The organism is Bacillus cereus group sp. BfR-BA-01523 (assembly GCF_022662615.1).
Lineage (GTDB): Bacteria > Bacillota > Bacilli > Bacillales > Bacillaceae_G > Bacillus_A > Bacillus_A mycoides.
The window spans coordinates 650,617-662,865 of sequence record NZ_JAKUDX010000003.1 but is presented as its reverse complement, the minus strand read 5'-3'; the positions used below and the strand labels follow the sequence as shown (position 1 = coordinate 662,865).

Here is a 12,249-nt window from a genome sequence, read left to right as displayed (position 1 = left end):
GTTACGTATGCTAGTCCGGTGCTCGAGTAGTACTCCTACACTGCGCTCCTCCTAGCATACGTGCCTCAATCTGCTAGGTTCTCTAAATCCTCCTTTTTAAACGTATACGTAAGAAAAAGGTCCGGTTTTACATTATGTTTTCCTTGTTTGAAATACGTATTTTTAGGAATTATATAACTTTTTCTATACAAATAGTCGGAAAAACGCTAGAATACATGGTAGACCATTTTTGTAATAGGAGTGTAGAGCTGAATGTTACATCAATTTTCACGTAATGAATTAGCCTTTGGAAAAGAAGGCCTTGAAATATTAAAAAATAGTACAGTCGGTATTTTAGGTATTGGCGGCGTAGGATCATTTTCGGCAGAAGCGTTAGCACGTTCTGGCGTAGGACGTCTCGTATTAGTTGACAAAGATGTTGTAGATATTACAAACGTAAACCGTCAAATTCACGCGTTAGTATCTACTGTAGGACGTTCAAAAGTAGAATTAATGAAAGAGCGTATTGCAGATATTAATCCAGAGTGTGAAGTAATTGGACTAGAGATGTTTTATACAGATGAAACATATGAAGAGTTCTTTAAACACGGTTTAGATTTCGTAGTAGATGCATCTGATACGATTACGTTCAAAATTCATTTAATTAAACAATGTTTACGTCGTAAAATCAAAATTATCTCATGTATGGGTGCGGCAAATAAAATGGACCCAACTCGTTTCCGTATTGCGGACATTTCTAAAACACATACAGATCCAATTGCGAAAGTAATTCGTACGAAGCTTCGTAAAGATGGTATTAAAAAAGGTGTAAAAGTTGTCTTCTCTGACGAAAACCCAATCGTAATTCGTGAAGAAGTACGTAAAGAAATCGTACCAGACGAAAATGCAAAAATTCGTAAAGCGAAATTACCACCTTCATCAAATGCATTCGTACCATCTGTGGCAGGCCTAATTATGGCAAGTCACGTTGTACGTGAACGTATTAAAAACGTAGAAGTGAAGCGTGTAGGGCAAGAATAAAAGGAAAGCATATATCCGTCTAGGATATATGCTTTTTGTATGTTTTAAAGAAATATCGATGTCGAATCGTTAATATAATTTCATTTACTGTGGTGCTTTTTCACTAAGGGAAAATAAACAGGGATGTCACTTAGTTGAAAAAGTGGCATCCCTGTTTTTAGTTTTCTGCAGAATAAATAATATCTAAATTACCATTTTGATCTGTCTTGAAAATTGGAGCGATCTGTTCTTCTTGTTCTTCAACTGAAACAAGTTTTCGAGCACGATCCATAATTCTAACAAGCATTGCATAATCTTCTTCGATTGCTTGTTGTTTTTTTGTGAGAACAGCTAATTTTGCTTCAAGTTCATTATTCATTTTTTGCAGGGAAGTGAGCTGATCTTGTAATACGTCATTTTCAGTTTGTAACTTTGCGAGTGAAGGGTTATTGTGCTCCAAGTTTTGCAAAAATGAGATGACATTTTGCATTGTAAGATCTTGTTTATTTGGGACAATATCTTCTGAAAACTCGGCATCGATTACGAGCTGCCGAGTTTGTGTGAACTGCTCTTTTTCTATTTTAGCTTCCGAACGCTTTAATTCTTTACGTTGTTTTTTTGCGATTTGCACCGCATCTTCATAATATGGTCTTACTTCAGCATTCCATCTAAAGCCACAAGCTGCTGAAGTTCGGTTTAATGTATCACCAACTTCATCGAATGCTTTTATTTGTGTACTTCCGCTACGAATATGTCGTAAAACAGTTTCTGCTAAAAGGAGATCGTCTTCTTTTGTCCATGCATCTTGACGTGTTTTCATAAGCGAACCCTCCGTAATGGTGACGTTTTCGCTTATATTACCCTTTATTTTTCGTTTTATGCGAACTTTGTAATCTTTCATAAACAGTAGAAAGTGCTTGTTCAAATTTTCCTGTCGTTTTCGGTTTATAATATTGCTTGTTTTTAATTTTATCAGGTAAGTATTGTTGTTGTACCCAACCGTTTGGGTGATCGTGTGGGTATAAGTACCCGATGCCTCTTCCTAACGATTCGGCTCCTTTATAATGACTATCTTTTAAATGACTTGGAATATCGCCTGTTTGACCATTACGTAAATCGTGTAGTGCGGCATCGAGTGCTTTATAGGCCGAGTTTGATTTCGGTGATAGACAAAGTTCAATAACAGCATTTGCAAGTGGTATGCGTGCCTCTGGGAAGCCGACCCGTTCAGCTGATTCAATCGCTGCAAGTGTACGTTGTCCAGCTTGTGGGCTAGCAAGTCCGATATCTTCATATGCCATAATAAGTAGACGTCTACCGATGCTTTGTAAGTCACCAGCTTCAATAAGACGTGCTAAATAATGAAGTGCGGCGTTCACATCACTTCCGCGTACTGATTTTTGAAAAGCAGATAAAACGTCATAGTGAGCATCGCCACCTTTGTCGTGAACGAAACTCTTTTTCTGTAAGCATTCTTCTGCGATTTCAAGTGTAATTTCCACGGCTTTGTCGTCAGTTGTAAAGCTAGATAAAACAGCTAGTTCAAGTGCATTATAAGCTGAGCGCATATCTCCGCCTGACGCATTTGCAAAGTGATGTAATGCTTCATCCGTAACAGTTACATCATATTCCCCAAGCCCTTTTTCTTTATCTTCAAGCGCTCGTTTTAAGCCAATTAAAATATCATCTTCTGTTAATGCGTGTAATTCGAAGATTTGACAACGGCTTCGAATAGCAGAATTAATAGCATGGAACGGATTGCTTGTCGTTGCACCAATTAAAGTAAGAAGTCCGCTTTCTAAATGGGGTAATAGAAAGTCTTGCTTCGCTTTATCTAGCCTATGAACTTCATCCAAAATTAAAACGAGGTGCCGATGCATCTTCGCTTCTTGTACGACAACTTCCATATCTTTTTTATTATGAGTAACAGCGTTTAAGAGGCGAAACAGGGTTCCAGTACTTCCTGCAATTGCGCTAGCGATTGATGTTTTTCCTGTGCCTGGAGGACCGTATAAAATCATTGATTGAAAATGATTTGCTTGGACCATTCGCCATAAAATCTTGCCTTCACCAACTAAATGCTGTTGTCCGATAATTTCTTGAATATTTGTAGGGCGCATTCGATGTGCGAGTGGTTGTTTCATTTGACCCTCTCCCTTAATGTATAATCTCATTCTATCGTATCATTTTTTTTGATGAAATTTGAAATAGGATGCTGTTTTGTGGGGAAAATGAATATGAATATTCCTATTTTTCTTTCAATTGTAATAATTCCCGAGTTTTTCAATGTGATTTTATGTTATCATTTTGATACACAAGTTGAAATTTCTTATAATACTATATTATGCTATAATTTCATAGGATTTTAAATTGTGTTCTTTTATAAAGTGAAACTTTAATTAGTGGGGGTTTTGTTCATCCCCCACCTAACTTCTTTGCTCCAGCCGAATTTTGAGGTGGGAGTTTTACTGCCCGCAAATAGCGGGATAAATAAGATATAACCAATAGAAGTGAAAATTTGAAATGAGGTGCAAATAGATGAAGATTTCAACGAAAGGCCGCTACGGCTTAACAATTATGATCGACCTTGCAAAAAAGTTTGGTGAAGGCCCAATTTCATTAAAATCAATTGCGCAGGCGCATGACCTATCTGAGCATTACTTAGAGCAATTAATTTCACCACTTCGTAACGCTCGTCTTGTAAAGAGTACGCGTGGTGCATATGGTGGATATGTATTATCTGATCAGCCAGTCAACATTACAGCTGGAGATGTAATCCGTGTACTAGAGGGTCCAATTAGTGTTGTAGAAATGATAGAAGAAGAAGAACCAGCACAACGCCAATTATGGATGCGTGTTCGTGATGCGGTGCAAGAAGTATTAGATAGTACAACTTTAGAAGATTTAGTACGTTATGAGGAAGAAAATCACGGGGGCTATATGTTTTACATTTAATTCCTTGTGAAACGATTTGGAAAGAAGGAGATTTAATGGAACGCATTTACTTAGATCATGCTGCGACATCTCCGACTCACCCAGAAGTGGTCGAAAAGATGATTCCATATATGACAGAAACATTTGGAAACCCGTCTAGTATTCACTTTTATGGGCGTCAAACGCGCCATGCGGTAGATGAGGCGAGACGTGTGTGTGCACGTAGCATTCACGCGAGTCCAAATGAAATTATATTCACGAGCGGTGGTACAGAAGCTGATAATTTAGCACTTATAGGTGTAGCGCGCGCGAATCGTCATAAAGGTAACCATATTATTACAACGCAAATTGAACATCATGCGATTTTGCATACGTGTGAATTGTTAGAGCGTGAAGGATTTGAAGTGACGTATTTACCTGTTGATGAAACAGGGCGTGTTCAAGTTTCTGACATACAAAAGGCACTAACGGAAGAGACGATTCTTGTATCTATTATGTTCGGGAATAATGAAGTAGGGACAATACAACCAATTGTGGAAATAGGTAAGTTGTTAAAAGAGCATCAAGCTTATTTCCACACAGATGCTGTACAAGCTTACGGTTTAATAGAAATAGATGTGAAAGAGTTTGGTATTGATTTATTATCGATTTCCGCTCACAAAATTAACGGCCCAAAAGGTGTAGGGTTCCTATATGCTGGTGCAAATGTGAAATTTGAACCGTTATTAATAGGCGGAGAGCAAGAAAGAAAACGTCGTGCTGGTACTGAAAATATACCTAGTATTGTTGGACTTCAACATGCAGTTTCGCTAGCTGAAAAAACTCGTGAGCAAAAAAATGCCCAATATGAAGAGTTTAAAGATATAATGGTATCTGTCTTCAAAAATGAGGACATTCATTTCGAGGTAAACGGAGACTTGGAATATCGCTTACCACATGTGTTTAATATAAGTTTTACAGGAATGAATATTGAACCGTTTCTTGTAAACCTAGACTTAGCTGGTATTGCAGTATCAAGTGGTTCTGCTTGTACAGCTGGTTCGATTGATCCATCACATGTATTAGTGGCGATGTTCGGAAAAGACTCCGATCAAATACGTTCATCCGTACGCTTTAGTTTCGGACTTGGAAATACGAAAGAGCAAATTGAAAAAGCGGCGTACGAAACAGTGAAAATCGTGAAGCGATTAACACAAAATTAGCATGGGAGGTGACATGATGAACAAACTACCTCAAGAAACACGCGTTGTCATCGGGATGTCCGGTGGCGTCGATTCATCTGTAGCAGCTCTTTTATTAAAAGAGCAGGGTTATGATGTAATCGGAATTTTTATGAAAAACTGGGATGATACAGATGCAAATGGTGTCTGCACAGCAACAGAAGATTACAATGATGTAATTGAAGTGTGTAACCAAATCGGCATTCCGTATTATGCAGTAAACTTTGAAAAACAATACTGGGATAAAGTATTTACGTACTTTTTAGATGAGTACCGAGCTGGTCGTACACCAAACCCAGATGTAATGTGTAACAAAGAAATTAAATTTAAAGCATTTTTAGAGCATGCAATTGCACTTGGTGCTGATTATGTAGCAACAGGTCATTATGCACGCGTTGCTTATATGGACGGCGAATATAAAATGCTTCGCGGCGTTGATGACAATAAAGATCAAACATATTTCTTAAATCAATTAAGCCAAGAGCAACTATCAAAAACAATGTTCCCATTAGGTGAATTAAAGAAACCACAAATTCGCGAAATGGCGACAGAAGCTGGTTTAGCGACAGCGGCGAAGAAAGATAGTACTGGTATTTGCTTCATCGGTGAGCGTAACTTTAAAGATTTCTTAAGTAACTATTTACCGGCGCAACCAGGTGTGATGCAAACATTATCTGGTGAAGTGAAAGGGAAACATGATGGTTTAATGTATTATACAATTGGACAACGTCATGGCCTTGGTATTGGTGGTAATGGTGATCCGTGGTTTGCTGTTGGAAAAAACTTGAAAGAAAACATTTTATATGTTGATCAAGGATTCCATAACGAACTTCTATATGGTGATGAAGTTATTGCTACGAATGTAGGCTGGGTAAGTAATAAAGCGAAGGAAAAAGAATTTACGTGTACAGCGAAATTCCGTTATCGTCAAGCAGACAATAAAGTAACGGTTCAAATCGTTGATGAAAATACAGTTCGTATTCTTTGTGATGAGCCAATTCGTGCGATTACGCCAGGCCAAGCAGTTGTTTTCTATGATGGAGATGAGTGCTTAGGCGGCGCTACAATTGATGAAGTATATCATAGTGGTAAGAAATTAGATTATTTAGGATAACACGAGAAGCCTCTGCCGATTAGCGGTTAGAGGTTTCTTTTACATAAAGCGAATTTTCGTTCGCTTGGAAAATACATTCTTTGTTATAATTTGTTGTAGAGGTGAAGGATATGTCAAACAAACTTGAAACAGGTATTAAATATATGCAAGAAGGAAACTGGGAAGAAGCAGCTAAAAATTTCACAGAAGCAATCGAAGAAAATCCGAAAGATGCGCTTGGATACATTAACTTTGCGAATTTATTAGATGTATTAGGTGATAGTGAGCGAGCAATTGTATTTTATAAACGTGCATTAGAATTAGATGGTAAATCTGCTGCTGCTTATTATGGCTTAGGAAATGTATATTACGGTCAAGAGCAATTTGCAGAGGCGAAGGCTGTATTTGAACAAGCGATGCAAGTGGGATTACAATCAGCTGACGTAACATTTATGTTAGGTATCACACATGTGCAACTTGGAAATGATCGTCTTGCACTTCCATTTTTACAAAGAGCAACGGAATTAGATGAAGGCGATGTAGAAGCTGTTTTCCAATGCGGACTTTGCTTCGCACGACTAGAACATATTCAAGAGGCAAAACCTTATTTTGAAAAGGTGTTAGAAATGGATGAAGAGCATGCAGATGCGTATTATAATTTAGGTGTTGCGTACGTATTCGAGGAGAATAACGAGAAAGCTCTTACTTTATTTAAGAAAGCGACTGAAATTCAAGCAGACCACTTTTTAGCTGGTAATGGTATTCGTTTATTAGAGCAAGAAGCTGAATAAAGTGAAATTATAGTTTAATGCGCAGTTACCCCTCATCTAAAGATTGTGAAAGAGGTGGGGGATGTACTGCTCATTAAAGTGAAAAGAACTCGGAAAGGAGAGGAAATATGGGAAATCAACATGCAATGGATTTGTTTGAGGAAGAAAAAAGATTTATAAAAGCGCAAGTTCTTCATACCATTTTCCACAACGAAGAAAACCTCTATTCCGTTGTCAGTATGAAAGTCATTGAAACGAATGAAACATACGACGAAAAAAAAGTAATGATAAACGGTCATTTTCCCCGTATGCATGAAGATGAAGTGTTTACATTAACAGGTCATTTTAAAGACCACCCAAAGTATGGAAAACAATATTTAGTTGAAACGTTTAAAAAAGAACTGCCACAAACAAAAGCAGGTATGGTGCAATATTTAGCGAGCGATTTATTTAAAGGGATTGGAAAGCGTACAGCCGAAAAAATCGTGGACCATCTTGGTGAGCATGCGATTTCTAAAATTATGGATGATCCGGATGCGTTAAGTGGTGTTGTAAACAAGCAAAAAGCGCAGGAAATATATGAGACGATTATTGAGCATCAAGGGCTCGAGAAAGTGATGAGTTTTTTAAATGGTTACGGTTTTGGAACAAAACTTTCTATTAAAATTTATCAGCAATATAAAGAGATGACATTAGAAGTGATTCGTAATAATCCGTATAAACTTATTGAAGAAGTAGACGGAATTGGATTTGGAAGAGCAGATGATATAGGGCGTGCAATCGGAATAACGGGCAATCACGACGACCGTGTACGTGCAGGGTGTTTTTATACGTTAGAGAATATTTCATTACAACTCGGTCACGTGTATATGGAAAAAGGTCAGCTTGTAAGAGAAACGATGTCACTTTTAAATAATCAAGAAGGCAGAGTGACTGAGGAAGATATTGTAGGCTGCGTTGAAATGATGCAAAGCGAAGGGAAAGTCATTATAGAAGAAGAGCGAGTGTATTTAGCTTCTTTATTCTATTCTGAGAAAGGCGTTGTAAAGTCAATTCGTCGTCTTATGAATCAAGAAGAAACCCCTGCATTCCCTGAAGCAGAAGTGTTAAAAACATTAGGAGAAATTGAAGAACAGCTCAAGGTACAGTATGCGCCGCTTCAGCAAGAAGCAGTTCAAACTGCACTTCATAAGCCGATGATGTTGTTAACAGGTGGACCAGGGACGGGGAAAACAACAGTTATTAAAGGAATTGTTGAAATGTATGCGTCACTTCACGGAGTATCATTAAATCCGAATGAATATAGTGATGATAATCCATTTCCAATATTATTAACGGCCCCAACTGGAAGAGCGGCGAAGCGCATGAGTGAATCGACAGGACTTCCAGCTTGCACAATTCATCGTCTGCTTGGATGGACGCCAGAAGGATCTTTTCAGCGCAATGAAACAGACCCTGTACAAGGGAAGCTCCTTATTATTGATGAGTTTTCGATGGTAGATATTTGGCTTGCAAATCAGCTATTCAAGTCACTTCCGACAAATATTCAAGTTATCGTTGTAGGTGATGAAGATCAGTTGCCATCTGTAGGACCTGGACAAGTGTTAAAAGATTTACTGAATGCAGGTGCGGTTCCAACGGTCAAGCTTACAGAAATTTATCGTCAAGCGGAAGGGTCATCTGTTATTCAACTTGCCCATGCGATAAAGGACGGAACACTTCCGCCAGATTTAGCACAAAATAAAAAAGATCGTTCATTTATCAGCTGTGCAGGTGCTCAAATTGTTGAGGTTGTTAAAAAGGTTTGTGAAAATGCTAAGACAAAAGGCTTTAGTGCAAGAGATGTACAAGTGTTGGCACCAATGTACCGCGGACCAGCAGGTATTAATGTGTTAAATGAAGCTCTTCAAGAAGTGTTTAATCCGAAAAAAGAAAAGAGTAAAGAAATTGCCTACGGTGACGTTGTATACCGCAGAGGTGATAAAGTACTTCAATTAGTCAATCAGCCGGAAAGCCAAGTGTTTAATGGTGATATTGGAGAAATTGTTTCAGTATTTTATGCGAAAGAAAATGTCGAGCAACAAGATATGATTATCGTTTCATTTGATGGAATTGAAGTAACATATACAAAGCCGGATTTAAATCAAATTACGCATGCCTATTGCTGCTCGATTCATAAATCACAAGGTAGTGAATTCCCAATAGTTATTATGCCAATTGTAAAGAGCTACTACCGTATGTTACGTCGTAATTTAATTTACACGGGTATTACAAGGAGTAAGAAATTCCTTATTATTTGCGGGGAGGAAGCAGCGTTTCAATCCGGTGTAAATCGCCTTGATGATGCAATGCGTCAAACGACTTTAGCTGGCCGATTGCAAGAATCACAAGGAGAAGTGCAGATGGTGACGGTTAATGGTGAAGAAATGGACGTGGAAAACATTTCACCGTATGATTTCATGTAACAAGGTGAAATTATATAGTGAACCTTTCAAACGTATAACGTTGAAAGGTTCTAGCAATGTATAAATGAATGCAGTTTGGACATAATGGCGAATAGAATCTGGGAGACTGTAAGGAGATGAAAGCCATATGTTCAGTTGTCCAAATTGCAAAGGGAAAGACATCGGAAAAATAGGTGTCAACCAATTTTATTGCTGGAATTGTTATATCGAATTATCGGTTTCAAAGGGGAAAATCCATACACATCAAGTAGAGGAAGATGGTTCATTAAGCTCTCTTGATGATTTATTTGATGATAATGAAAGAACGATCGGATAACGAAAAGGGGGATTTACTTTGAATCTACGCAATTCATTAATCGCATTAGGTGTTGGAGCTGCAGCGTATCAATATGCTCGCAAACAAGATGTATTCTCAAAACGCAATGTGAAAAAAGCACGTAAGATGATTAAGTCTTATTTATAAGGCGTAAAAAACTCCCTTTATGATAAGGGAGTTTTTTTATGCGCTTGTATGCAAATATAAAAGTCCGATTTCAGAGAAGAGATAAGATAAACCGTAGCATCCAACGCCAAGCATTCCATAATGCCATAAGTGCTTAGCTCTTTCCTTTCGTGAGGAACGAATAAAGAAGCCTTTCCAAATACCAAACCCGATACAAATCCATTCAAGAAGCATAAAAAGTGCGGATAATGCAAGCATAAATAAGATCATTATGAGCCCTCCTGATTATATTTTGACATTTTGTATTTTCAGGGGTGGTTGTCCTTATTATGTTAAATATATGTATGTCTTTAAAAAACAGTATGGTCTGTATAAAAAGATTTTAAAACTTTTGCACATAACCTAACCTATTTATTTTCAAAATAAAGGTGGAGGAGGTTTTTCGTGTGAAGAATCTTAAAATCATTTGGATATATCGTTTAGGATTATTGTTACTCGTTTTTCTTTGTTTGCTCGTCTTTTTAAAAATTAAGCCACTATGGGCACCGATTATTTTTGTATTTAAAGTGGCGATCACACCGTTCTTTATTGCTTGTTTTATTGCTTATTTATTACACCCTTTAATTGAAAAAATCCATAAGGAAGGAATGCCACGCACACTTGCTATTTTGCTCATTTATATTCTTTTCTTTGGCGGAATTGGCTATGGAATTTATAAAGGAACGCCAGTTGTTATTAAACAGTTACAAGAAATTAATGAACAATTTCCGCAGTTTACAAAAATGTACGATTCTTGGATGGATGGAGTTACAGAACAAACAGCGAATTTCCCATCATTTATTCATGAAAAGGTGAAACAAATTTTTGGTGGTGTAGAAACGAAGATTCAAGCGCTTTTAAATAAAGTCATGAGCACAGCTCGTGGTGTACTGGATTCGTTACTCATTATTTTCTTAATTCCGTTCATTGTATTTTACATATTAAAAGATTACGGTGAGTTTTATCATATATTTTGGAAATTAGTCCCGAGTAAGTGGCGTAGTACGGGGCAAATGCTTGCGAAAGAAATTGATAAATCACTCGGAAGTTATATTCGAGGGCAGTTATTTGTTTGCTTAGTATTAGGGGGAGTATCTGTTCTTTCTTTTTGGTTTATCGGTATGAAATATCCATTGCTGCTCGGCATTATTATTGGGGTAACGGATATAATCCCGTACTTTGGTCCTATTTTAGGGGCGATTCCGACGTTGATGATTGCGGCAACGGTATCAACGAGTTTACTCATTAAGGCGGGGATTACAATTGCTATTTTGCAATTTTTGGAAAGTAACATTTTATCGCCTTACATCGTTGGTAAGTCGCTTCGTATGCATCCTGTGATCATTATGTTTGCATTACTAGTAGGGGGAGAAGTTGCGGGGATTGTAGGATTACTAATATCGGTTCCTATTTTAGCGGTCATTCGGACAGTGGTCGTTCATGTGAGACCTCTTTGGAAAAAAGAAGATGTGTAATATGATAGCCCTCTACTTATAAAAGTAGAGGGCTATCATTATTTAGAGAGTTGCTCGTGTATTTGTTGAACGAGAGAGCTTACATCATTTGTTTGAATATGTTTTATTTTTTTCCATTCATTATCGTACATAAATATAATTTGATTGCTGAAAAGACGCTTTTGCTCTTGTAGATTAGAAATGTTTGCAAAAGAGTACTCTTCAAATATTGGGTTCTTACTTACATCTGGTCCATAAAAGAAGAGCCGTTTGTTCGTTAAAATTAACAGTCCTGGTCTTGCGACGGAACGATATATAAATATATTTAATGAGCATGCTGCATAAAAAAGGATTTTTTCATCAGTTGTTAACATTTCTTTAGCTTGATTCAATAAGGTTGTCATTGTAATCGCTCCTTTATTGTTAATAATTTAATTATAACAAATAATGTAATATTTAGAAATTTGCATAAAGTATTTTTTGAGAGAAGATTCCTATTTAGTAATAAATGCATAATATATTTAAAGGCTGTTAAGAATGAATAGTAGAATAACTATGATTAATAAGCAATTGATACAATATAAATGATTATCTACATTGACAAACTTAAGAGAATTCTATTATATTTAGTCATATAATACATTAAATCAATGACGGAACAAGTACGTTACAGTCCATTTATAGAGAGAAGCTTCCAATGGCTGAAAGAAGCTTTAAATGAAGGGTAACAGAAAGCTAATCCTGAGAGCAGCTAACCACTGCCGTCTTGCCACGTTACGGCACCATGAGGTGATGAATTGATTGTTATAATAATCAATTCATAATTAGGGTGG

The 12,249-nt window shown here is 37.1% G+C and carries 13 protein-coding genes and 1 other annotated feature (1 of these 14 only partly in view); of the genes, 9 read left to right on the top strand and 4 right to left on the bottom strand.

The annotated features are described in order from the left end of the window. Positions 1 to 252: 252 nt before the first annotated feature. Positions 253 to 1,020 carry a tRNA threonylcarbamoyladenosine dehydratase gene (locus tag MR066_RS11845; RefSeq protein WP_000903181.1) on the top strand — a complete coding sequence of 256 codons (768 nt, stop codon included), beginning with the start codon at positions 253 to 255 and terminating at the stop codon, positions 1,018 to 1,020. Positions 1,021 to 1,177: 157 nt separating this feature from the next. On the opposite strand, the gene MR066_RS11840 is transcribed toward MR066_RS11845, so the two are convergent. Beyond that, entirely contained in the window at positions 1,178 to 1,819 is a 642-nt protein-coding gene (locus tag MR066_RS11840) for an RsfA family transcriptional regulator (RefSeq protein ID WP_002034101.1), read from the bottom strand. Between the two features lie 37 nt (positions 1,820 to 1,856). Beyond that, entirely contained in the window at positions 1,857 to 3,143 is a 1,287-nt protein-coding gene (locus tag MR066_RS11835; protein ID WP_002015295.1) for a replication-associated recombination protein A, read from the bottom strand. A gap of 394 nt (positions 3,144 to 3,537) precedes the next feature. On the opposite strand from MR066_RS11835, the gene cymR reads away from it, so the two are divergent. The 7 genes from cymR (at position 3,538) to MR066_RS11800 (ending at position 9,944) form a co-directional block, all read left to right on the top strand. After that, complete coding sequence (gene cymR / locus MR066_RS11830) at positions 3,538 to 3,954, top strand: cysteine metabolism transcriptional regulator CymR (protein WP_000704117.1); 417 nt, start codon at positions 3,538 to 3,540, stop codon at positions 3,952 to 3,954. A gap of 35 nt (positions 3,955 to 3,989) precedes the next feature. Beyond that, a complete protein-coding gene (locus tag MR066_RS11825; RefSeq protein WP_002143221.1) occupies positions 3,990 to 5,135 on the top strand; it encodes a cysteine desulfurase family protein in 1,146 nt (381 codons plus the stop codon). A 16-nt stretch (positions 5,136 to 5,151) separates the two neighbouring features. Continuing rightward, entirely contained in the window at positions 5,152 to 6,267 is a 1,116-nt protein-coding gene (gene mnmA / locus MR066_RS11820; RefSeq protein WP_002088752.1) for a tRNA 2-thiouridine(34) synthase MnmA, read from the top strand. Between the two features lie 110 nt (positions 6,268 to 6,377). Further along, complete coding sequence (locus MR066_RS11815; RefSeq protein WP_002143220.1) at positions 6,378 to 7,037, top strand: tetratricopeptide repeat protein; 660 nt, start codon at positions 6,378 to 6,380, stop codon at positions 7,035 to 7,037. Positions 7,038 to 7,144: 107 nt separating this feature from the next. Next, complete coding sequence (gene recD2 / locus MR066_RS11810) at positions 7,145 to 9,481, top strand: SF1B family DNA helicase RecD2 (protein ID WP_242247220.1); 2,337 nt, start codon at positions 7,145 to 7,147, stop codon at positions 9,479 to 9,481. A 127-nt stretch (positions 9,482 to 9,608) separates the two neighbouring features. Next, positions 9,609 to 9,797 (top strand): hypothetical protein, encoded by a 189-nt coding sequence (locus tag MR066_RS11805; RefSeq protein WP_002015288.1) that lies wholly within the window; start codon positions 9,609 to 9,611, stop codon positions 9,795 to 9,797. 18 nt (positions 9,798 to 9,815) lie between these two features. Beyond that, positions 9,816 to 9,944 carry a YrzQ family protein gene (locus MR066_RS11800; protein ID WP_002015286.1) on the top strand — a complete coding sequence of 43 codons (129 nt, stop codon included), beginning with the start codon at positions 9,816 to 9,818 and terminating at the stop codon, positions 9,942 to 9,944. Between the two features lie 36 nt (positions 9,945 to 9,980). Here the strand turns inward: MR066_RS11800 and MR066_RS11795 are convergent, their stop codons facing one another. Next, on the bottom strand, positions 9,981 to 10,193 hold the full coding sequence (locus MR066_RS11795; protein WP_002015285.1) for a hypothetical protein: 213 nt from the start codon (positions 10,191 to 10,193) through the stop codon (positions 9,981 to 9,983). A 176-nt stretch (positions 10,194 to 10,369) separates the two neighbouring features. Between MR066_RS11795 and MR066_RS11790 the strand changes: the two genes are divergently transcribed. Further along, positions 10,370 to 11,437 carry an AI-2E family transporter gene (locus MR066_RS11790; RefSeq protein ID WP_002129216.1) on the top strand — a complete coding sequence of 356 codons (1,068 nt, stop codon included), beginning with the start codon at positions 10,370 to 10,372 and terminating at the stop codon, positions 11,435 to 11,437. 38 nt (positions 11,438 to 11,475) lie between these two features. Here MR066_RS11790 and MR066_RS11785 read toward each other — a convergent pair whose 3' ends face one another. Beyond that, positions 11,476 to 11,820, bottom strand: a complete 345-nt coding sequence (locus tag MR066_RS11785; RefSeq protein WP_002034108.1) for a PH domain-containing protein — start codon at positions 11,818 to 11,820, stop codon at positions 11,476 to 11,478. A 237-nt stretch (positions 11,821 to 12,057) separates the two neighbouring features. Further along, positions 12,058 to 12,249: a binding site (T-box leader), on the top strand; it runs 27 nt beyond the window's last position.

Excerpts from the sequence above, each read along its gene's own strand:
- MR066_RS11805 (WP_002015288.1), top strand. The coding sequence starts at position 9,609 with ATGTTCAGTTGTCCAAATTGCAAAGGGAAAGACATCGGAAAAATAGGT.
- MR066_RS11815 (WP_002143220.1), top strand. The coding sequence starts at position 6,378 with ATGTCAAACAAACTTGAAACAGGTATTAAATATATGCAAGAAGGAAAC.
- MR066_RS11835 (WP_002015295.1), bottom strand. The coding sequence starts at position 3,143 with ATGAAACAACCACTCGCACATCGAATGCGCCCTACAAATATTCAAGAA.
- MR066_RS11825 (WP_002143221.1), top strand. The coding sequence starts at position 3,990 with ATGGAACGCATTTACTTAGATCATGCTGCGACATCTCCGACTCACCCA.
- cymR (WP_000704117.1), top strand. The coding sequence starts at position 3,538 with ATGAAGATTTCAACGAAAGGCCGCTACGGCTTAACAATTATGATCGAC.
- MR066_RS11785 (WP_002034108.1), bottom strand. The coding sequence starts at position 11,820 with ATGACAACCTTATTGAATCAAGCTAAAGAAATGTTAACAACTGATGAA.
- recD2 (WP_242247220.1), top strand. The coding sequence starts at position 7,145 with ATGGGAAATCAACATGCAATGGATTTGTTTGAGGAAGAAAAAAGATTT.
- mnmA (WP_002088752.1), top strand. The coding sequence starts at position 5,152 with ATGAACAAACTACCTCAAGAAACACGCGTTGTCATCGGGATGTCCGGT.
- MR066_RS11795 (WP_002015285.1), bottom strand. The coding sequence starts at position 10,193 with ATGATCTTATTTATGCTTGCATTATCCGCACTTTTTATGCTTCTTGAA.
- MR066_RS11845 (WP_000903181.1), top strand. The coding sequence starts at position 253 with ATGTTACATCAATTTTCACGTAATGAATTAGCCTTTGGAAAAGAAGGC.
- MR066_RS11840 (WP_002034101.1), bottom strand. The coding sequence starts at position 1,819 with ATGAAAACACGTCAAGATGCATGGACAAAAGAAGACGATCTCCTTTTA.